The 21,543-nt window shown below is 37.1% G+C and carries 23 protein-coding genes, 1 pseudogene and 1 riboswitch; of the genes and pseudogenes, 10 read left to right on the top strand and 14 right to left on the bottom strand.

Annotated features, from left to right (window positions below; all coding sequences use genetic code 11):
- Positions 1 to 212: 212 nt before the first annotated feature.
- The 6 genes from JNUCC25_RS04340 to JNUCC25_RS04315 all read left to right on the top strand — a co-directional run bounded on the left by JNUCC25_RS04340 (position 213) and on the right by JNUCC25_RS04315 (position 3,312).
- Positions 213 to 395, top strand: a complete 183-nt coding sequence (locus tag JNUCC25_RS04340) for a YolD-like family protein (protein ID WP_013081871.1) — start codon at positions 213 to 215, stop codon at positions 393 to 395.
- A gap of 148 nt (positions 396 to 543) precedes the next feature.
- Positions 544 to 762 carry a helix-turn-helix transcriptional regulator gene (locus JNUCC25_RS04335; protein ID WP_013055551.1) on the top strand — a complete coding sequence of 73 codons (219 nt, stop codon included), beginning with the start codon at positions 544 to 546 and terminating at the stop codon, positions 760 to 762.
- On the top strand, positions 755 to 1,222 hold the full coding sequence (locus tag JNUCC25_RS04330; RefSeq protein ID WP_223268937.1) for an MFS transporter: 468 nt from the start codon (positions 755 to 757) through the stop codon (positions 1,220 to 1,222). Before JNUCC25_RS04335 ends, JNUCC25_RS04330 begins: the two co-directional genes overlap by 8 nt.
- Positions 1,223 to 1,355: 133 nt before the next feature.
- Positions 1,356 to 1,823, top strand: a complete 468-nt coding sequence (locus tag JNUCC25_RS04325) for a hypothetical protein (protein WP_318251991.1) — start codon at positions 1,356 to 1,358, stop codon at positions 1,821 to 1,823.
- A gap of 12 nt (positions 1,824 to 1,835) precedes the next feature.
- Positions 1,836 to 2,759: an FAD:protein FMN transferase gene (locus JNUCC25_RS04320; protein ID WP_064471333.1), complete on the top strand. Its 924-nt coding sequence runs from the start codon at positions 1,836 to 1,838 to the stop codon at positions 2,757 to 2,759.
- On the top strand, positions 2,734 to 3,312 hold the full coding sequence (locus JNUCC25_RS04315; protein ID WP_029324835.1) for a ferric reductase-like transmembrane domain-containing protein: 579 nt from the start codon (positions 2,734 to 2,736) through the stop codon (positions 3,310 to 3,312). The genes JNUCC25_RS04320 and JNUCC25_RS04315 overlap by 26 nt, the downstream gene beginning before the upstream one ends.
- Before the next feature lie 32 nt (positions 3,313 to 3,344).
- Here the strand turns inward: JNUCC25_RS04315 and gdh are convergent, their stop codons facing one another.
- The 4 genes from gdh to JNUCC25_RS04295 all read right to left on the bottom strand — a co-directional run bounded on the left by gdh (position 3,345) and on the right by JNUCC25_RS04295 (position 7,495).
- Positions 3,345 to 4,130 (bottom strand): glucose 1-dehydrogenase, encoded by a 786-nt coding sequence (gene gdh / locus JNUCC25_RS04310; protein WP_013055546.1) that lies wholly within the window; start codon positions 4,128 to 4,130, stop codon positions 3,345 to 3,347.
- A 17-nt stretch (positions 4,131 to 4,147) separates the two neighbouring features.
- Complete coding sequence (locus JNUCC25_RS04305) at positions 4,148 to 5,008, bottom strand: RhaT/GlcU family sugar-proton symporter (RefSeq protein WP_028407570.1); 861 nt, start codon at positions 5,006 to 5,008, stop codon at positions 4,148 to 4,150.
- Between the two features lie 219 nt (positions 5,009 to 5,227).
- On the bottom strand, positions 5,228 to 5,914 hold the full coding sequence (locus JNUCC25_RS04300; RefSeq protein ID WP_013055544.1) for a response regulator: 687 nt from the start codon (positions 5,912 to 5,914) through the stop codon (positions 5,228 to 5,230).
- A 12-nt stretch (positions 5,915 to 5,926) separates the two neighbouring features.
- Entirely contained in the window at positions 5,927 to 7,495 is a 1,569-nt protein-coding gene (locus JNUCC25_RS04295; RefSeq protein ID WP_029324833.1) for an ATP-binding protein, read from the bottom strand.
- 108 nt (positions 7,496 to 7,603) lie between these two features.
- Between JNUCC25_RS04295 and JNUCC25_RS04290 the strand changes: the two genes are divergently transcribed.
- A complete protein-coding gene (locus JNUCC25_RS04290; protein ID WP_263033161.1) occupies positions 7,604 to 8,662 on the top strand; it encodes a DctP family TRAP transporter solute-binding subunit in 1,059 nt (352 codons plus the stop codon).
- A 147-nt stretch (positions 8,663 to 8,809) separates the two neighbouring features.
- A complete protein-coding gene (locus JNUCC25_RS04285; RefSeq protein ID WP_013055541.1) occupies positions 8,810 to 10,078 on the top strand; it encodes a dicarboxylate/amino acid:cation symporter in 1,269 nt (422 codons plus the stop codon).
- Positions 10,079 to 10,357: 279 nt separating this feature from the next.
- On the opposite strand, the gene JNUCC25_RS04280 is transcribed toward JNUCC25_RS04285, so the two are convergent.
- Positions 10,358 to 11,023 carry a TerC family protein gene (locus tag JNUCC25_RS04280; protein WP_013055539.1) on the bottom strand — a complete coding sequence of 222 codons (666 nt, stop codon included), beginning with the start codon at positions 11,021 to 11,023 and terminating at the stop codon, positions 10,358 to 10,360.
- Between the two features lie 376 nt (positions 11,024 to 11,399).
- Here JNUCC25_RS04280 and JNUCC25_RS04275 point away from each other — a divergent pair, with 376 nt between their 5' ends.
- A complete protein-coding gene (locus tag JNUCC25_RS04275; RefSeq protein WP_013081858.1) occupies positions 11,400 to 11,582 on the top strand; it encodes a YolD-like family protein in 183 nt (60 codons plus the stop codon).
- A gap of 81 nt (positions 11,583 to 11,663) precedes the next feature.
- Here JNUCC25_RS04275 and JNUCC25_RS04270 read toward each other — a convergent pair whose 3' ends face one another.
- The 6 genes from JNUCC25_RS04270 to JNUCC25_RS04245 all read right to left on the bottom strand — a co-directional run bounded on the left by JNUCC25_RS04270 (position 11,664) and on the right by JNUCC25_RS04245 (position 17,675).
- On the bottom strand, positions 11,664 to 11,798 hold the full coding sequence (locus JNUCC25_RS04270) for a hypothetical protein (protein WP_255286047.1): 135 nt from the start codon (positions 11,796 to 11,798) through the stop codon (positions 11,664 to 11,666).
- 121 nt (positions 11,799 to 11,919) lie between these two features.
- On the bottom strand, positions 11,920 to 13,293 hold the full coding sequence (bioA, locus tag JNUCC25_RS04265) for an adenosylmethionine--8-amino-7-oxononanoate transaminase (protein WP_013055538.1): 1,374 nt from the start codon (positions 13,291 to 13,293) through the stop codon (positions 11,920 to 11,922).
- Entirely contained in the window at positions 13,274 to 13,996 is a 723-nt protein-coding gene (bioD, locus tag JNUCC25_RS04260) for a dethiobiotin synthase (RefSeq protein ID WP_013055537.1), read from the bottom strand. Before bioD ends, bioA begins: the two co-directional genes overlap by 20 nt.
- Before the next feature lie 32 nt (positions 13,997 to 14,028).
- Positions 14,029 to 14,592, bottom strand: a complete 564-nt coding sequence (locus JNUCC25_RS04255; RefSeq protein ID WP_013055536.1) for a biotin transporter BioY — start codon at positions 14,590 to 14,592, stop codon at positions 14,029 to 14,031.
- Positions 14,593 to 14,728: 136 nt separating this feature from the next.
- On the bottom strand, positions 14,729 to 16,165 hold the full coding sequence (locus JNUCC25_RS04250) for an amino acid permease (protein WP_013055535.1): 1,437 nt from the start codon (positions 16,163 to 16,165) through the stop codon (positions 14,729 to 14,731).
- 316 nt (positions 16,166 to 16,481) lie between these two features.
- The gene (locus JNUCC25_RS04245) at positions 16,482 to 17,675 is read right to left on the bottom strand and encodes a NupC/NupG family nucleoside CNT transporter (protein WP_013055534.1); all 1,194 of its coding nucleotides are present in this window, start codon (positions 17,673 to 17,675) and stop codon (positions 16,482 to 16,484) included.
- A 138-nt stretch (positions 17,676 to 17,813) separates the two neighbouring features.
- A riboswitch (purine riboswitch) is annotated at positions 17,814 to 17,915 on the bottom strand.
- 387 nt (positions 17,916 to 18,302) lie between these two features.
- Here JNUCC25_RS04245 and liaG point away from each other — a divergent pair.
- Positions 18,303 to 19,172, top strand: coding sequence for a LiaG family protein (gene liaG / locus JNUCC25_RS04240; protein WP_029324831.1), 870 nt, complete (start codon positions 18,303 to 18,305; stop codon positions 19,170 to 19,172).
- A gap of 26 nt (positions 19,173 to 19,198) precedes the next feature.
- On the opposite strand, the gene JNUCC25_RS04235 is transcribed toward liaG, so the two are convergent.
- The 3 genes and pseudogenes from JNUCC25_RS04235 to folP form a co-directional block, all read right to left on the bottom strand.
- Positions 19,199 to 19,393 (bottom strand): hypothetical protein, encoded by a 195-nt coding sequence (locus JNUCC25_RS04235; protein WP_013055532.1) that lies wholly within the window; start codon positions 19,391 to 19,393, stop codon positions 19,199 to 19,201.
- Between the two features lie 370 nt (positions 19,394 to 19,763).
- Positions 19,764 to 20,224, bottom strand: a pseudogene (locus tag JNUCC25_RS04230) (alcohol dehydrogenase catalytic domain-containing protein); the annotation flags it as partial.
- 118 nt (positions 20,225 to 20,342) lie between these two features.
- Positions 20,343 to 21,191 (bottom strand): dihydropteroate synthase, encoded by an 849-nt coding sequence (folP, locus tag JNUCC25_RS04225; protein ID WP_078081492.1) that lies wholly within the window; start codon positions 21,189 to 21,191, stop codon positions 20,343 to 20,345.
- Between the last annotated feature and the right edge of the window lie 352 nt (positions 21,192 to 21,543).

Here is a 21,543-nt window from a genome sequence, read left to right as displayed (position 1 = left end):
CTTTTTTTATCATAAAACCCCTTCTCCCCTCATATACTGTATTCTGTTGCAACACCCGTACTGCAAACTTGTGCATTTTTTCACAATTTATCTACAAACTATTCTCATCTTGCTGTATAATAATAATTCTGCCTTGAGCATTCTCCAAATTCCTATGCTTAAGCCACAGCTTTCTTTTCATAACAGATGCACACATGAAAGGAGATGAATAAATGATTTTAAAAGCGCTAAAGAAAAACAAACATGTAACCGTGAATTATTACGAAAATGGCCTGCTTCAAACCTTCAAAGGAAAAATCCAAAATTTAAACCTAACCGACCAAACCCTCTCCCTACGAGATGAAAAACAAAACATTTTTTCCATTCGTTTGTCTGGCATTAAAGAAATTTATTAACAAAAAAGATCCTGAAGAATTCTTCTAGGATCTTTTTTGTATTTTTTATCCATTACTTATTGAAAAATCATCCCATTGGTGTTAAATTAACTTTACATAATGTTAAATCAACTTAACAAATTTATTAAAAAGGCAGCGGGTGATCATATTGACTCTTATTAATCACGTAAAAGAGCTTAGAGCTAAACATGGATATACACAAGGAGATTTAGCTGAAAAAGTTGGAGCCACTCGCCAAACCATTGCAGCTATTGAAAAGGGAAATTACGTTCCCTCCCTACTACTTGGTTTAACAATTTGTGATGTCTTTCAATTAAAAATGGAAGATGTTTTTAGACTTCAAAAGGAGGAGAAAAATATTGAGTAATGTTATTAAATCTTATTTATTGAATGTAGTGTCTCTGTTATGCGTAGGGTGGTTTTTATATGATTTTTTAAGCCTAAATATTCAATTTAGTGAAGTTATGACCGACCCTGAACCCCCGTGGGAAATTACTATGTCTATAGGCTCTTTTGCTTCTTTAATTGTCCTTTTAATTGTCTCATTTTTTTACTACCGCGCGCGTAAAAAGACGAAGAACGTTTCGCCTTTATTATTTCCTTTTGAATTTGCAGAAGAAGATGAACGTGAAAAGATGATAACAGCAGAAGCTTGTAAAAAAGCCTTTGTTTTTCTCCTATTTTCTATTCCTATAGGTGCTATATTAATAGCTTTTTATCCGCTGTTGCCTAATTCTTTTAGCTTCTATCCCATTGCCGTTCTTTTGCTTCTTTCTCTTGTGCAGTTAACGGTTTATTACGTATCAATTAGTAAGATTTATCGCTGATTAAAAAAGGGTTGTTCTAAAAAGAACAACCCTTTTTTAATCTAATAATTCACTGAATTTCCTACAAAAATAATCCAACCTACATCTATTTCACTATTTTTTCATTTTTTCTGTCTATATTGAACTATAACAATTGAACGATGAATGTTACCTTCCACTGCAGTTTTTCTTCAGTGTTCAGTTGCAAAATATGAAAGATAAAAGGAGCCTATCAATGGCAGCTAATAAATGGACAAAATGGATGGTTGGTTTATCGAGCGTTGCTGCATTTACCACTTTTGTAGGACTTTCTCAAAAATATGATCAAACAAATTCAACAGCTACAGCACTAAATAACGATACATCAGCCGATAATTCATCTCAAACTCAAACGGAAGATGAGACGGACCTATTTCCAGATTCAGGATCCGACTCCAATATGGACAATGGAACTAACGGGCAAGATCAATGGTCAAATGACAGTTCTAGTGAACAAAGTGGTCAATGGTCAGACGATGATTCAAGTAGCCAGCAAGATCAGTGGTCTAATGATGATTCCGGAAATAGTCAGGATAATTGGGGCAATAACGATGATTCTTCTATGCAGTCAAGACCTTCTTAAGGATGTGATGTAATGAGCTACTCATTTAAAGCAATGAATACTACATTTAACGTATACCAGCTTGAAACACCTGTCAGCCAAAAAGTGGAGAGCTGGTGTTATCTTGTAGAAGAAACGCTAAGCCGCTTTCTTCCAACAAGCGAGCTTTCACAGCTTAATTCGCTGAACGGAAGATTATTTTTACCGTCAAAAATGTTGTATGAAGCTGTAAAAACGACCTCTTACTATTACAATGAGACAAACGGAATTTTCAACCCATTTCTGTATCATTCTATTCAAACTCTAGGATATGACCAAAGTTTTGAACAACTGCCTAACAATCAGCTTCCTCAAGAAGTAGCAGCTTTTGATGCTGTTAACCCTATTATGATTCATAAAGGAATGAGAAGTATTCAGCTTGCTTCTAATGTCGGTCTGGATTTAGGCGGAATCGCAAAAGGTTGGAGCATTCAGCAAATGGCGAATCAATTAAAGAAAAAAGGAACTTCACTTGGGGCAATCGATGGAGGCGGTGATATTGTAACGTGGGGGCCTGCTAGCAAGCACTGGTCTATCGCGCTCTCTCATCCATTTGATTTATCAAAAAATCTCATGAGCATTAAAGTAAAGAGCAACAGTGGCATTGCCACAAGCAGTGTGGGCAAGCGATTGTGGAAAGTAAACGGACACACTCACCATCATATTATTGACGGCAGAATCAGCAAGCCTAGTTCATCAGAGCTTCTGCAAGCAACGGTTGTTTCAGAAGACTTGACCGTTTCTGAAGTCTATGCAAAATGCATGCTTATTCTCGGATGGGACGCCGGATTAAGATTAGCTAAAATGCATCACCCTTCTTTAGAGGTAATTGCGGTTACAAAAGAAGGCAAGGTGTTAATCGAAAAAAATGCGAAAGGTCAGGTATACCACTATGGCTACTCTCCTCGCGCAATTTAGTGCCCACTTTCCCGTTTGGAATACCATTCGGGCAGCCGGCTTAACTTCTTATTTACTAATGTTTGTATCGGTTGCCGCTGGCATTTCTCACAGCTTTTCGTTTTTTAAACCAAAACGAAAAAAACAGTTCTTGCTGGTTCATCAATCATCAGGGTGGTTCGGGTTATTATTTGGCATGATTCACGGACTTGTTTTATCATTTGATCAATCGATTCATTTTCCACTTTATGACATTTTAATTCCGTTCACTTCCGATTACAAACCAATTAGCACAGGTCTTGGTACTATTTCACTCTACATTTTATTCGTACTGATTATTACATCCGATTTTATAAAACAGCTGGGGAGAAAAACTTGGAAAGCCATTCATTTTCTTGCTTTTCCAGGCTATTTGCTCGCACTGTATCACGGCATTACTTCTGGAACAGATACACAGCAGCCGCTTATTCTTGGGATGTACAGCATCACTGGCTGCATCGTTTTGATTTTGCTTTTTTTACGAATTCAACACCAGTCAGCTCCTAAGAACCAAAAAAAAGCTCAGGAAAACTAAAAAACGCACTCTATTATAGAGTGCGTTTTTTCTTATCCTCGTCCTGCTTGGAATGATGGGTACTGTGTCATACCGCCGTCAGCAAAGAGCGTAATCCCTGTTACATAACTTGCCTCTGAAGAAGCTAGCCATGCAGCAACCGCTGCAATTTCTTCCGGCTCTCCAATGTATCCCATTGGAATCATGCTTTCTACATCTGCACGCTGCTCAGGATCAGCAAATTTCTCAGCGTTAATCGGTGTATTAATCGCTCCCGGTCCAATGTTATTTACACGAATACCTTTTGGAGCGTATTCTAATGCAAGTGTTTCGGTCATGAGCTTCATTCCGCCTTTACTTGCTGCGTAATGAACAAATAATGGCCAAGGAATTTTCTCGTGAACACTCGACATGTTAATAACTGTTCCCTTAATATCATTTTCCACAAAATATTTAATCGCTTCACGGCTGCCTAAAAATGCTCCCGTTAAGTTCGTATCAATTACTTTATTCCAATCGCTTAAAGACATTTCATGAGATGAAACCGGATTTTCCATTCCTGCGTTATTAATCATAACGTCTAACTTTCCAAATTCTTTAATAGCAGATTGAACTAAATTGATCACGTCAGACTCAACTGTTACGTCACCTTTAACCGCAATTGCCTCTCCGCCGACTTTTTTTATTTCTTCTAAAACGCTGTTAGCTTCTTCTTCTTTCGAACGATAATTCACAACTACTTTAGCTTTTTCTGTCGCAAAACGAATCGCCATTGCTTTTCCTAAACCGGTAGATGAACCTGTTATGACAACTACTTTTCCTTCTAAATCTTTATACATTGTTAATAACCTCCTAGTTAGCTTTTGGCGAGCCCTAACATGACTCCTGCTATGATGATCAGTATAATCCCGATAATAATCCCAACTAGCTGACGCTTCGTTTTCTTCTCACCCAAAATGATGATCCCGCCTAATGTTGAAATGACGATTCCCATTTGAGAAAGCGAAAAGCTTGTCGCTACGCCTACTTTAGGTTGTGAGATGAATAAAAACATATTACCAGCGGCCCAAATAAGACCTGGGATAATGTTGCGAATTGCATATTTATTAAATGGCTTATGCTTAAACGTCAGCAATACTCCTCCAATAACCATACCAATTGCTTGAGGTAATAAAGCCGACCATCCGTCTACATTAAATAGACGGGCTACTACAACATAAACTAAATAACCAACGGTTGAAATTAATAAAATAACAATTCCTTTTTTGAAGTTTCCTTTTCCTTCTTCAGCCTCTTTCTCTTCTTTGCTTTGAAGTGATGCTAAAACAATCCCTACAATAATAAAGATAAGAGCGAGCACACCAAGAATGATTGAAGTTTTTGTAGACCACTCGTGAAACACAATTACTCCAAATAATGAAGTGGAAACTAACTGAAGCCCAGTTGAAATAGGCATCGTTTTAGAAACTCCAATTAAATCAATACTTTTCAGCTGATTACTTTGTCCAACTGCCCAAAATAGCCCCGATACAACTCCAACCCCAAAGATTAAAGGTGTAAGCGTAGGGTGTACAAAAATATAAATACCGATGGAGAAAATCAAAGCTCCCAATGTGGTTCCAAGCGTTTGACTATAAGGTCCTCCGCCTAGTTTCACATTGAAAAGCACAATGCTTCCCCAAAATATGGCTGGTAAGACAGCTAAAAATATGTCCATGTTTCAAAACCTTCCTGTGCTAAAATTAAATGTCAAAGTGCATATTCCCCAATTTTTCCGCCATTAATCCTTTTTCAGGGACATTTTATGAATTAATGACCGCACGAAATATTCTTTGGATATCGAAAACTGTATACCTTAATTTGTTCTAGGAGAGAAAAAGATATACTTTCTAACGCAAAAAAACAGCTTTTCCAAATAAAAGCTGTTTTGTATCATTTAATTTATTTTTAACATATAGCGATTAATAGGTCTCCCTACTCTGCCGTATTCAACTGATAATTTCAGCTCGTTTTCCTGTTCTAAAAACTCTAAATACCTTCTTGCTGTAACACGCGCAATTCCTACGCCGTCCGCCACTTCTTCAGCAGAAATTGGATGATTTTGTTCGGAAAGATATTGTTGTATCCTCCTTAGCGTAACCGCATTTAGCCCTTTTGGAAGCAAATCGGCTTTTTCTTCAAATTGCTGAAACAGCATAGAATCTAATTCAGACTGAGTAATATGTTCTTTTTGACTTATTTTAACTTGAAACGAACGATACTGCTCAAGCGCTTGCTTCATTCGTTCAAACTTGAACGGTTTCATAATATAATCTACCGCGCCGTATTGAAGAACTTTCCGTACGGTTTCAATATCACTTGCAGCCGTAACTGCTATCACGTCTGTTTTATAGCCATTTGCTCGAATTTGCTGTAAGGTAGTTAAGCCATCTTGACTAGGCATATACATATCAATAATCGTTAAATCAGGCTGATGCTGTTTAATAAGCTGTACCCCCTCTAAACCATTCGAAGCTGCAGCGATAACGATGAATCCTTCAACTTGTTCAATAAATTGGCGGTTCACTTCTTGTACCATAGGATCGTCTTCTATGAGAAGCACCGTCCATTCTTTTTTATTCATTTCCCACTCCCCCTATAAAAAGAATGTAATGATAAAAGTCGTTCCAACATCTAATTCTGACTCTACTTCGATCTGACCGTTTCCTTTTTCAACAATTTGTTTTACTAAATGCAAACCAATTCCTCTATTTTCCTTTGCTTTGGTTGAAAAACCTTCATCAAAGATTCTCTCTACTTGATCCTCATTCATGCCACACCCGTTATCTTCAACTAGTATAGAAAGAATGCCGTCATTTTGTTCCATACTTATATAGATCTTCCGTTCACGACGCTCCATATGTTGATACGAATCAAAAGCGTTCTCAATTAAGTTACCAATAATAATCACAAAATCATGATGATCTAAGTAAGGAGGAAATGAGTGAAGCTCGCTGTGGCGATCGATAGCTAACTCAATTCCAAGTTCTTTGGCACGGCTGACTTTGCTCAACAGCAATCCCGATATACTTTCATCTTTAATATGCTTATGAAGAAATTGGGTGAGCTCTTCTTGCTGTTCAGACACTTGAAAAACATACTGAAGAGCCTTGTCTTTATTTCCAAGTTGGATAAGCCCTGCAATCGTATGAAGTTTATTCATGTATTCATGGTTTTGAACTCTAAGAGCGCTTACAAATGATTTAACTCCTGTTAACTCTTCGGCTAATTTTTTAACTTCTGTTCTGTCTTGAAAAATAGCGACCGCACCGACTGTGTGATTATTAACCTTAATCGGCACACGATTGCTTAAAATATTCAAATTTCGAACTTGAAGCTCTCGATTATAAACAGGCTGATTGAGCTGCAGAATTTCTGGAAGCCTTGTATCTGGAATCACATCATAGATCTTTTTTCCAATTACCTCATCGGGTACATCCATCATAATTTTCGCTTTATGATTAAAAATAGTGATATTCTCCTCTTTATCAATGGCAATGACTCCTTCATGCATGGCATTAAAGGTCTCCGTTCGTTCTACGAACAAACGAGCAATTTCATGAGGTTCAAGCTCAAACATCTCTTTTTTGATACGAGATGCAAGCGCCCACGCTCCCCATCCTCCAAAAAAAAGAGCAAGACCTGAGATAAGAAAGATTTCTTTTTTTAAACTTAAAATGACCTCTGTAAATTTCGGAAGAAGATAGCCTGAGACAACCACTCCTACTTGTTCATGCTGATCGTTTACAACGGGCACAAAAGAGCGAATGACCATTCCGCCTTCTCCTTTTGCTTTATCGGTATAGGTATGTTCTGCAAACGCCTGTCCCTCATCATCTCCTTTAGAGATTTTTCCAATCATGCTTTGCAAAGGGTGAGACAAACGTTCATGATTCATATTCATAACTACTACATAATAAGCACCGTGAATAATGCGAATCGGCTCTACAATTTGATTAATGTTCTTACTATCTTTTTCAATTTTTTCTCGAATTTCAGGCATTTCAGCAACTGTTCTCGAAGTGATTAAAGCCCTTTGCTCTAAATCATTTTCTTTTGACTGTACAAAATTATTAATCACCACGATACTTGCTAAAAACAACGAAAAGGCCACGATAAAAAAGATTAACCCCGTCATTTTCGTTTGCATCGATAAGCGCATCATAGCGGAACACCTACTGCTGATTGAAGTTTATTTTAATTTTACCACGTTGAGAAATTGCGTGTTAGAATATTTGTAGAGAAAAATTATTGAATCGCGGGGTTGGACATTTTGAAGATGTTTATAGGGGCAAGTATAATTGTCAGCGTTTTCTTGATGGTCTATGTTTTTTTGCAGTATACGGTTATAAATCAGGATAATGTGTATCATGACGATGAGCAAAAAGGATTAAATAAGCAAATTGTGATTAATTTTAGCCATGTGGTAGCTGAAAACACTCCAAAAGGCTTAGCCGCTCAAAAATTTGCTGAAATCGTTAATCAAAAATCGGATGGTAAAGTTAAAATTGAAGTATATTCAAACGGTGTATTGTATTCAGACGACGAAGAACTTGCCGCCCTTCGCCGAAATGATGTACAAATGATTGCACCTTCCATTTCCAAGCTAAGCGACCTCTCCCCTACGTGGCAACTTTTTGATCTTCCCTTCATTTTCGATGATTACAGCGAGGCAAAACAAGTGTTTACCGGTAAAATCGGACAGGATTTGTTAAGTACGCTGCAAGAGAAAAACATTAAAGGGCTTGCTTTATGGAGCAACGGCTTTAAACAAATGACTAGCAATACGAAGCCTTTGCTCTATCCAGCAGATTTTCAAGGTCAAACGTTTCGCATTATGCCAAGTGAAGTAATCAAAAAACAATTCGAACTTCTTGGCGCCAAGCCTCAGGCTGTCTCGTTTAATAAAGTATATCAATCCCTTGAACGACAGGAATTTGATGGACAGGAAAATACCATTTCTAATATTTATTCAAAACGTTTGTACGAGCTGCAAAAATATATGACCATCAGCAACCATGGATACTTGGGCTACGCTGTTTTAATGGATGAAAAGTATTGGGACAGCCTCCCTGAAGATGTAAAACAACTATTAAGTGATGCAATGGTAGAAACAACTAACTGGATTTGGACTCAATCAAAAATGATGAACGATGAACAGCTGCAGCAAATAAAAAATAAATCTGGCATGCGCGTTTATTACTTAAATGATTTACAAAAAGCCGAATGGAAAAAACAGTTTAACTCTCTTTATCAATCGTTTGAAAACAATGCAACAAAACAAACGCTTGATATCATTCAACAAATAAAAAATATCGAAAGCAAAAAGTGATGACTATATAGTCATCACTTTTTTTGACCAAAATGACCAAAAAGAACATTATCACCAGAAATATAAATAGTTAAAATTATCAGTTAATATAAGGATAAGAATAATGTAAGCGTTAACAAAAAAACACTCTCGAAAGGAGCATTACGTATGAAATTAAGTTTTAAAAATCTAACTGTTCAAGTTGTTATCGGTATCCTTCTTGGTATTGCAATTGGCTTCATGTTTCCTGAATTTGGAGCTAAATTAAAAGTATTGGCTGATATCTTCATTAAATTAATTAAGATGGTGATTGCCCCAATTATTTTCTTAACAGTGGTCATCGGTATCGGAAGCATGGGAGATTTAAAGAAAGTGGGACGAATTGGAGGTAAAGCTCTTTTATACTTTGAGATTGTCACTACTTTTGCCTTAGCAATTGGAATTATCGTTGTAAACTTTATCAAACCTGGGGCTGGATTTAATATCAATGGTGCAAGCGGAGCTGATGTTACTCAATATACGCAGCAAGCAGCTGAAGCGGAGCATGGCTTTATGGAGTTTATCATGGGAATTATTCCAGACAGCGTATTTGGGGCAATGGCAAATGGTGAATTATTGCCAATCTTATTCTTTGCCGTACTATTTGGAATGGCTACAGCTACACTCGGTGAAAAAGCGGCTCCTGTCATTACATTCTTTGAACGCTGTACAGATATTTTCTTTGGAATTGTTAATATGATTATGAAACTTTCACCTATTGCGGCGTTTGGAGCGATGGCTTATACGATCGGTAACTTTGGAATAGGCTCTCTTCAAAAACTCGGTTTCTTAATGGGATCTGTTTACATTACTATGTTCTTATTTATTGTATTTGTACTTGGAACCATTGCTAAGATTTATGGATTTAATATTTTTAAATTCATTGCTTTTATTAAAGAAGAAATTCTACTTGTATTAGGTACGTCTTCTTCGGAATCTGCACTGCCAAAAATGATGGACAAAATGGAGAAGTACGGATGTTCAAAATCTGTGGTAGGACTTGTCATTCCAACTGGTTACTCATTTAACCTAGATGGAACAGCCATCTACTTATCCATGGCTGCTATCTTTATCGCTCAAGCGTATGGAGTCGACCTGTCGTTAATGCAAGAGATTACGCTACTTGGTATTTTAATGCTAACGTCTAAAGGAGCTGCCGGAGTTACTGGCTCTGGATTTATTACACTAGCAGCTACGCTTGCTGCATTCCCGATGATTCCAGTTGAAGGAATCGCGCTGTTAATTGGGGTAGACCGCTTTATGTCGGAAGCTCGTGCCATTACAAACTTAATTGGAAATGGTGTAGCAACTGTAGTTGTATCGAAAATGGAAAATGAATTTCATCCTCCTGTAGAGACGATACAAGACGTTAATTCCGCACCTCCATTAGCTAAGTAATAAAAAAAGAGGTTGAGACATAGCGAAATGAATCCAATCTAAAGACGAATAAATGGGATACATGAGCTGAACCGCTTATGACACCGCAGTTGATTTCCGTACAAGACTTCGCTTTCCGCGGAAGGGATGAGCCTTGTCCTCCAATCAACTGCTAGAAGCAGCTAAACAAAGGAAGCCTACGTTCACCACAACAAAAAAACGAACCACTAATCAAACATTTTGATTAGTGGTTCGTTTTTCACTTCATCAAATACTTTTGTCCCAACCTCTTTTTTAGGATTAATGCGTTTCTTTTTTAGAACGTCCGCTAAGTTTCCCAACAACAACAACTAAAATAGCTAACAAAATAGGAACAATCATATGCAAATGCGGATTTAATCCTTCTAATACATGTCCCACCGCTTTGTCTTTAAAAATCATTTCACCAGCAGTATAGCCAAGAAGCGCTGCTCCGGCAATGATGATAATCGGGAATTTTTCCATGATTTTCATTAAAAGCTGACTTCCCCAAATGATTAACGGAATGCTGATAACAAGACCAAGGATAATGAGTAGAATATTGCCGTTAGCCGCACCCGCAACCGCTACTACGTTATCTAAACTCATAACAAGATCCGCTATAATAATTGTTTTAATAGCACCTGCTAGAGTTGAATTCGCTTTAATATCTCCGTCATCTTCACCTTTTAAAAGACTAATCGCAATCCATAGAAGAAGCAGGCCTCCGATGAAATTTAAAAATGGGATTGTTAATAAATATACAGCGACAAACGTTAGCCCTACACGTAATACAACCGCTCCTAATGTACCGAAAACAACCGCTTTGTTTCGATGCTCGTCCGGAAGATTCCTACAAGCTAAAGCAATCACGACTGCGTTATCGCCACTCAGTACAATGTTAATCAGTAAAATTTCTAAAAGATTTAAAATAAAACTCTGATCCATAAAAAAACTCCTTGATTGATTTTTATTAGTCTATTTCTCTATCTCTTATTTCATTACTAGAAATAGAGAACTAAAACTCTATCAATATAACCCGTTCTTACCCTTTAATGAAGAGAAGTAGTTATTTCAATAACAGTATTTTATCACTAAAAAGAAATTTGAAATAGGGATTTGTAAAGGAAAAGTCAGTTCATTACAATAAATCAAACCTTATCCTTTATCTTTCATCTATTTTTCACCATCACCCTCTACTATTAGTAGCAGGAGAGCATTTATAAAAAATAGAGTAATTTTTATAAATAATACAAGCCTCCAATGCTTCTTCGTTATTTTGTAGTTTTTCGACAGCTACGACATAAGAAGGGAGAAAATAGGTATGATTTTAAAAGCGCTAAAAACAAATAAATTATTAACTATTAACTATCAAAACAACGGTTTTGTTCAAACGGTAAAAGGTTATATTCAAAACTTAAACTTACTTGAACAAACTCTTCTATTAAAAGATGAAAATCAGCATGTACGATCACTTCGCCTATCAAGTATTAAAAATATTTATTGATAAAAAAAGAAGAGATTGAGACATAACTACACCAATCCCATCTAAAGACGTACAAATTGGACAAATGATCTGGACTGCTTGTTACACCGCGGTTGATTTCCGTGCAAGACTTCGCTTTCCGCGGGCGGCCGTTGAGCCTTCTCGTCGCTTACGCTCCTGCGGGTTCTCACCTGTTCCGCTTTTCCCGCAGGAGCCTTCGCCTTGCCTTCCAATCAACCGCTAGAAGCAGCTAAATAGAGTAAATTCACGTTATCATAACCATAAAAAGATCCGAACGATTCATCGTTCGGATCTTCTTTCAATTAAATAAAATACTTTTGTCCTACCCTCTTTTTATTTAGCTCACTTTATAGCGTGCGATTACTTCTTTAATTGATTCATATACAATTTCAACCATTCTTTTTAATTCTTCGTCCGTCATTGAAAGAATAGGCATCATTGTAACCACAGGACCTAGTTCTCTAATAATTAAACCTTTTTGGCGAGCCGCTAAAATAATGTCTCCCATCACTTTTTTATCTTCAAAAACAGATTTTGTTTGGCGGTCTTTCACAACTTCGATTCCTGCCATTAATCCTCTTTGTCTAATGTCTCCCACGTTAGGCAGTTCATAAAGCTTTAATAGATAACGTTTAAAAACTTTTGCCTTTTCTTTTACACTACGGATTAACTCTCTTTCTTCTATCAGTTCAATATTTCTAAGCGCTACTGCACAGGCTAATTGATTTCCCGTATACGTATGTCCATGAAAGAAGGTTTTATTTTCATCTGGATGAGCTAAAAAAGCATTAAATATCTGTTCGGTTGTTAACGTAGCAGCAAGCGGCATATACCCTCCTGTTATCCCTTTTCCTACACACATAATATCCGGTACAACATCTTCTTGCTCACATGCAAACAGCGTTCCTGTTCGTCCAAATCCAACGGCTACTTCGTCACAAATCAGCAATACCCCATACGCTTTACACAAACGCTCTACTTGTTTTAAAAAACCAGGAGGATGTGTAATAATACCCGCTGCTCCTTGCACAAGCGGTTCAATAATCAAACCGGCTACTTCTTCTCCTTTGTTCTGCAAGAGCTTCTCTAGCTGGTGAATACAGTAAGCTGAAGCTTGCTCTTCCGTTTCGAATCCTTCCATACGGTAAGTATAAGGAGAAGGTGTGGGAATTCGTTCAAACAGCAAAGGCTTAAAGATGCGATGAAATAAATCCATGCCTCCCACACTGACTGCCCCAATTGTATCTCCGTGATATGCCTCATTCAATGAGATAAATTTACTTTTGTTTTTGTACTTTACAGAGTCGAGATTTTGCCAATATTGATAGGCAATTTTCAACGCAATTTCGACAGCGGCGGAGCCTGTATCAGAGTAGAAGACTTTCGATAAGCTGTCAGGAGTAATTTCCGCTAGCTTTTTGGCTAACAAAATGGATGGAACGTTTGCGGATCCAAGCAGCGTAGAATGCGCTAATTTTTCCACTTGTATATGTAAAGCTGTATTTAATTCCGGATCATTATGTCCATGCACGTTCACCCATAGAGAAGCGTATCCATCTAAATATTTGTTTCCCTCTACATCATATAAATAGCTTCCTTCTCCTCTTTCAATAATAAGAGGATTCGATTGACGGTAAGCTTTCATTTGTGTAAACGGATGCCATACATATTCTTTATCCCATTTCTCCAGCTCAGCTTTTTGATACGGCACAGTCAAACACCTCCTGAATATGTTGAATAACACTTTTTTGCCTCATCATTTTCTCAATATATGCATCTAACTCTTCATCGATATGTGTGAATACTGGAACGGTCATTAAAGATGATATTTGAAGCAGCTTTTCAATCGTTCGAACATTATCATTATGAATGATACTGCTGTGATTAAAACGATTAAAAATGAGTCCGTTGATTTTAAGGTGATGCTCACTTGCATATGAAAAGGTAGAAAGCGCGTCGTGAATGGCTCCTAACCCCGTTGTTCCAACAGCAATAACCGGCATTTGTGCATCTATGATCAAATCTTTTGTCATATAGAATGTTGTTTCCTCCTCAATTAAAGGTACGGCAAGACCTCCCGCTCCTTCCACGAGCACTACATCAAATTTCTTTTTTAATTCATTAATGCGTTTTAAGACGATTGAAGGCTCTACTTGCTTGTTGCTCAGTGCAATAGCCAAATGAGGAGACGTCTCCGGCTTTAACTGATAAATACCCGTATCTGCTACTCCGAGCCTTGTTTCAAACCAGTGAATATCCGGATAACCTCCAATTTCGTCTTGGTAGCCGGTTTGAAATGGTTTGCAAATTGTCGTTTTTATTCCTAGACGACCAAGTACTTTATACAAAATACTTGTAACCAGGGTTTTTCCAATATCTGTTCCAGTTCCCGTAATAAAATACGCTTTGCCCATTTTCTTTTTTCTCCTTTTTTTCTATGTCTTAGTTACCCTGCTTTAACCCGCTTTGATGACAAACGACTAAATTGAGGCTGCATTCGGTGAATCAGCACTGAACATAAAATACACAATAAAAGATCTCCAGGCATTGGCAAAACAGCTCCAAAAAGAAGTGTATCACTCAGTGAAAGAGGCTTTTCAATTATCCATTTCATTGCTCCGTAAAGCCAGAAGCAGCCGACTGCGTACACAATAGCTAACGTAGATAAATTAGCTAAAAAGATAGAAAAAGGTTTCTTTAAGTCATATTTTTGAATAAGATAGCCGTTCATAAATGAACCTGCAGCATAGCCAATTAAATAGCCAAACGTTGGTTTGAAGATATACCCTAAACCTCCTCCTTCTGCAAAAACCGGAACACCGATTAAACCAATACCTATGTAGCATAGCTGACTATACAAGCCTAAACGCGGACCTAACAGCGCACCGGCTAAATAAACAGGAACAATTTGAAGAGTAAACGGTATGTAGGGAATAGGAATTTTTATAAATGCACCAATCGCCGTTAAAGCTGCAAATAAGGAAACATACGCCATTGTTTTCGGTTTCATATTCACCCTCCTTTCTCTTTTCGTTGCTTTAAGTTTGCAATAATTTCTTTTTATTTGTCAACTTAATTTTATTTTAAGTTTACAAATAAACAATAAAAAAAGACGCAAAAACCTGGGCTTTTGCGTCTTTTGATTTTTATAAAATTACTTTTTTGTCGTCTTTAAGCTGCACTTCTTGACGGCTGATAGATAAATCAACTTTCTTTTTTACACGTGCATGATAATAAGCATAAAACAGCAGCGCTAGTGGAATACCAACATACAGTGCCATTCGCTGTTCTGCATCAAATGCCATGCTTCCCAATACGATTGTATTTAATACTAATGCGATTAAAGGTAATACCGGGTAAAGAGGGACTTTAAATTTTAAATCCTCGATTTGCCCTCCTTGATTGATATATCTTTTTCTAAATGCAAGCAGTGATGCAGCAATCGTAATCCAGCCGATTTGTGCACCTAAACCCGCTGCAGAAATGAGCCATACAAATACTGTTTCTTGAGCAAAGAATCCTGAAAGTAAAGATAAAAGCGCAATGCCTAATGTTAAAAGCAGGGCATTCATCGGCACACCGCGTTTATTTACTTTCATGAAAGCTGAACTTGCCATGTTATCTTTTGACAATGAATACAGCATACGCGTTGCTGCATAAAGACCTGAGTTAGCTACAGATAACAGTGCCGTTAGGATAACAAAGTTCATAATATCTGCTGCATATGGAATACCAATTTGGTCAAATACAACAACAAACGGACTCTCAACTACGCCTGCTTTTTCAAGCGGAATCATACCCGCTAAGACAGCTACAGCTAGTACAAAAAATACAAGTGTTCTCCATACCGTTTGTTTAATTGCTCTTGGTACAGTCTTGTCTGGGTTTTCACTTTCCCCAGCCGCTACACCAATAAGCTCCGTGCCTTGGAATGAAAAATTAACTGTAATCATGGTAATCAACACGGCACTAATTCCGTGAGGAAACACGCCGTGAGCCGTATAATTAGAGAAAAGCGGTGCGCTGTCTCCATTACTTAATGGAAGAAAACCAAACATAGCAGCTCCACCAAGCACGATAAATAAAATAATAGCTAACACTTTAATGCTGGCAAACCAAAACTCCGCTTCACCAAACGCTTTAGCTGACAGTGCATTTAATGAGAATAATAAAAGTGCAAATATAGCACACCAGATCCATACAGGAGAATCAGGAAACCATCTTTGCATGAGCTGACCTGCTGACAAAAATTCTAATGCAACCGTTACAGCCCAGCCCAACCAATATAACCATCCAAAAGCGAAACCAACACCAGGGCCAATAAATTTTGTTGTATATGTCTGAAACGAACCGGAAACTGGCATTGCTACTGCAAGTTCCCCCAAGCAAAGCATTGTTAAGTACATAATGAAGCCACCTACGATAAACGAAAGGATAGCTCCAATCGCTCCTGCTTGGCTAATCGTGTATCCTGTTCCTAAAAAGAAACCGGTACCGATAACCCCGCCGAGCGAAATCATAAACAAATGTCTGCTTTTCATCGTCTTTTTTAATTCATTTGTTTGCTGTTGTCCTTCTATCATATTAACGACATTTCCTTTCAACCTATTTATTACGAGATATTACCTAGAAAAAAATTAATAAACCTTTGTTTTCTATGCATATTTACTTACATATTTATGCGGTGTTCTCAATTTAAATGAAACAGCCTTTTGTAATCTTAACATAATGCTCACTAGATTTAAAATGTTTTTCTGCAAAAGTAAAATGAATTTTTCTTGAATAGTGTAATTTTCTTTTACTGTTGATATTCATAACCGCTTTTCTTCAAATGAATAGAGGATGCAACAAGAAAAAAGCTGTGCTTTCGAAGACGAAAGCACAGCTTTTTCACACTTTTTACCAAACAAACAATCCAACAATCATAGCACTTAATAATGAAACAGCGATACCGCTCACAAGCAGTTTCCATACGTTTTTTCCAATAATCGTTGATTTACCTTCTGATAACGTAGAATTATACGTTCCATAAATCATACCCACCGTACTGAAGTTAGCAAAAGATGTTAAGAATGTTGTAGCAACTGCAATCGTATGCGGTGGAAGTGTATCTAGATTTTTCTTCAAATCCATCATCGCGACGAATTCATTTGTTGCTAGCTTGATACCCATCAGCTGAGCTACGTACATTGCATCATGCCCCGTGAGCCCTAGTAAGAATGCGAATGGACTAAAGATATAAGAGAAAATCTTTTGTACAGTCAAGCCGTCTACGATAACGCCTAAAATACCGTTAAGCGCAGATGTAAGAGCTACATATCCAATAACCATCGCTAAAATAACAATTACCATGTTCATTCCGACTAACATACTGTTTGAAATGGTAGAGAAAAAGTCTTTTTTCTCCGACTTTGGCGGTACGTAAATCATATCTTCTTCTTTTGTAACATGAACTGGATTCAATAAGCTCACTAAAATAAGCGCGTTTAAACAGTTCAGTGGAATTGCTGTAAACACGTACGTAGCGGGAACCATCGTTAAATAAGCACCGATAATAGACCCGCTAATACTGCTCATACTCATAATTCCAAACGTAAGCAAACGGTTGTCTTTTAACACAGAAAGTTGATTACGAATAACAGCCAATGCTTCCGTGTTTCCTAAAAACATCATTTGAATAGCGAAAAAGCTTTCTAATTTAGGCAAACGAGAAACTTTCGAAATGACCCAGCCTACTTTATCGATAATCCACGTTAAAATACCAAAGTAAGATAAAATATCAAAAAATGTCACGACAAAGATGATAGGCAGTAATGCACTGAAGAAAAAGTCAACCGTTTCATTTCCCATTACGGATGGGAACGCAAAAGCAATTCCATCGTTAGCACAGGAAATTAGCCAAGTAAAGAACGAAGCAATTTTATTAATGATCCATGTTCCGATTGAAGTTCCTAACATAAACCAAGTAATGAGCACTTCAACGACCAACAGTGAAGCAATAGGACGCCACTTTATTTCTTTCTTTTTAGGAGAACATAAGAAGACGACACCCATTACTACAAAAACGCCTAATAAATTTAATAAAAAGTACATGCAAGCCACTCCCAGGTGTGTATTTGAAAACCAAAAAAAGCTCTTACTTTTCATAAATTCTGACAATAACAGAAAGTATGAAAAGTAAGAGCTTTGAAAGAAGGCTGTATCTATGATAATACGCCCTTCTTTTTGCTGCTTATATCCAAACTTTCTTGTAGTCTAGTTTTTTACGGTTACTAGGTAGAGACTATCAGACCATATTACTGATAATATACAAGATCGTAATCTTAGCTGTATTCAATTGATATGAACAAATTCTACCCTTTATTTTTTTAATAATCAACACTTTAAAAGTTTTTCGGAATAATAAAATTGGTATGAAAATTCTATTTATTTATCACTTCTTTTGAACTACTTATCCCAAAATCACACAAAAAAAGTGAATTTAGTCGTTCTTTTAACTCAATTATTTTCCTATTTTTGAAGCAAAGAAATTGATTCTTTGATGAGTATGTTTAAATATCTACTTCGCTTTTCATTTAATTCCTCAAAAAAATGTTTCGTTTTTACGACTTGAGACGTAGAAAAAAATAATCCTGCTGTTCGTTGAAATTAACCGCTTTTCAATTTACACTTTATGGTAGAGGAAAACAAATTTAATTTAGGTAGAAAGCGGGTTATAACGTGAAAAAAATATTGGCTTTTATTTTAGTGATAGGTGGTACGGCAGTCCTCTTTTCTACTGCGTTTGCACCTTCCTCTTGGTCGTTAAGTTCATTCAAGACGTCCAAGTCTGAAGCAGCGTTATCAAGTGATATTCAGCATATTCAAATTGACTCTCCAAGCATTAGTACAACTGTCGTGCCGCAAGATCGTCAAGATATTAAAACAAAAGTAGAAGGGAAAGGAAAAGTAGATGTAAAGCAAAATGGAGACACCCTAGTCATCACTTATCAAAAAAGTCCTTTTCAATGGCTTTCTATTTTTTCAAACACAAAAGTGACAATCTACATTCCTAGAGATTATCACCACAACCTTGCGCTTACGGTAGGTTCTGGGGACCTTCAAGTTGCTGCACAGCCTGAGCAAGCGCTTCAGCTGAAAGATGTTTCGATTAAAGTAGGTTCTGGAAATGCAAGTATTTCAAACTTGATTAGCACCTCTCTTCGCACGGATGTCAATTCTGGAGATTTACAGCTGAGTGATGTTGAAAGCCAAACGGCTAAATTTGCTGTAGGCTCTGGGGAAATTAAAGGAACAAACTATAAAGGAAAACTTCAGGCGCGCATTGGATCTGGTGATCTTTATATGGATTTTAAAAAGCTAGAAGAGGCCGTTTCTGTAGATGTAGGATCTGGAGATGCCGTGCTGGTTCTTCCGAAAAGCGCTGGTTTTAAAGTGAATGGAAAAGTAAGCAGCGGTGATATAAACAATGACTTTAAGTTAAGCAATGCAACCGTAACAGAAGATGTATTAAAAGGAAAGCATGGAAATGGAAAATATCCTATTGATGTAGCTGTTTCAAGCGGAGAATTAACGTTAAAATCAAAATAAAACGAACACGGAAGTGTTCGTTTTATTTATGGTCTCACTGCAATATACCACGCTACTCCTACGATTGATCCTATGAATACGACTCCGTAAATAATAGATAAATTCACTATACTTTTCTTTTTAGATTTTCCGTAATCTTCATCTACTTTCTTTGCAGCACTGATCGTACCTGCAAGGGCAGCAACGCCGATAATAATGACAAGAAGCAATGCTAATTTCATTCATTCTCTCCTCCATATTTCGGTGATTGAATAAGACTGAATACCATGATGTTATTTATTTCATTTTAAGCAGCACGATTTAATCAGAATATGAAAGCGTTATATCTTCTCTTTCTATCATAAAGCTAAATTATGTAAAATCAACCATCCAATCGTGCATTATTTTCCTCCACCACTTTACATACATAAAAAATTCCCGAGCTTCACTGCTCAGGAATCTTCACCTAATAGAAATGGCATTTTAAGGTTTTAAAATGACTTTAATGCAGTTATCTTGATGATCATTAAAGATTTTGTAGGCATCAGCTGCGTCTTCTAAAGCGACTTTATGAGTAATAATTTCTTTTGGATCGAATTCTCCTTTTACAATTTGATCATACAATTTCGGCATAACCGGAATGACAAATGGTGTAAAATTTCCAAATGGCACTTTTAAATATTCGGCTTGACCTCCTGGATGATTTCCAAACTTTTCAGTATAACCAAAATAGCCGCCAGAATCGTAATATGGATTAGAATTATCACATTGGCTCGTTAAATCATCCTTACAGTACGCACACTGTCCGCATGCTACGTTAAACGGAATAATAACGCGATCTCTTTTTTTACTTTTGTAACATCCGGTCCTACTTCTTCCACAATCCCCATTGGTTCATGACCAATAATATAACCGTGAGGCAATGGCATGCTTCCTTGATATAAATGCAGATCAGAACCACAAATAGCCGTTGACGTTATTTTAATGACAATGTCATCTTTCTTCTCTAACTTCGCATCTTCTACTTCTGCTGCTTTTACCTGATTAGGCCCTTAATACGTTACCGCTCTCATTTTCACCCTCCATTTTTACAAACTTCATATTACTTAAATTTATCTAAAGGCATGTATTCAATCTGGAGAAATCAAGGAAAATAAAAAAGCAGCGCTTACGCGTCTGCTTAAATGATTATTAAAACTTAAATAAATGTTTTCCTACCAGTACATCTGCCATCTTTACAAAGCGCTTGATTTCTAATACGTCATGAACTCGAACCATTTGAACGCCTTGTGCAATCCCTGCATATACAGTAGCTGCAGTTCCTTCCATTCTTTCCGTAGGAGGAGCATCGACTATTTGCCCAATAAATCCTTTACGAGAAGTAGCAAGCAGGACAGGATAGCCCATCTTTGTCAGCTGATCTAGATGCTGAATCGCTTCTACATTATGCGCAGCCGTTTTTCCAAAGCCAATGCCTGGATCTAAAATAATTTGATCATCTCGAACTCCTGCAGCTTTTGCAATTGATATGCTTTCTTCCAAATCACTTATCATATCTGTAATCAGATTTGTATAATTGGGCTCATGACGGTTATGCATTAAAATAATAGGAACATTATAGTCAGCTGCAACTTGAGCCATTTTGGGATCAGCCTTTGCGCCCCATATATCGTTAATAATATGTGCTCCTGCTTTTAGCGCATGCTTGGCCACTTCCGACTTGTATGTATCTACAGAAATCGGCACCTCTACGCGCTTAGCCACTTCAGAAATAACAGGCACAATCCGTTTAATCTCTTCTTCATCGCTAATTCTTGTATAACCAGGACGAGTTGATTCTCCCCCGATATCAATGATGTCTGCTCCTTGCTTCACCATTTCCTCAGCATGAGCAACCGCTTTATCTACATCGTAGTATTTTCCGCCATCTGAAAATGAATCCGGGTTTACGTTTAAAATCCCCATAATAAGCGTACGGTCTGCATAATTAAGTTCATACTTTCCGCATTTAATGACGGATTGAGACGTTAAAGTTGACACTATCCTCAGCCCCTTCGTAATTTGCAAATTGATGTATATTTATAAATATCATGTATTTTGAGAATGTCATACCGTTCGTAATTATATCAAAAGTCACCAGTCCTATGTGATTTTTCTTGGAGTTTCTTTCTTCTATAGTGTGAGATAAACATTAAAAGTGAATACACAGATAACATTAAAAATCTCTATCGGGCTTGTCTTTAGGGTCTTTTTTCCTCTTCTCATATCTTTTGTGAGTCTTTTTATTCAAAAAGAAAGGATTCGCATGAAAAGCGTTTAATTTATAGCAATAGTTGGGAATTTATAATTAAGTAACTTCCATTTTTATGGAATTCATTTTAAGGAGGATGAC

The sequence above is a fragment of the Priestia sp. JNUCC 25 genome, assembly GCF_053667915.1.
The sequence above is the reverse complement of the archived record's forward strand: the minus strand, read 5'-3'. Positions and strand labels throughout refer to the sequence as shown.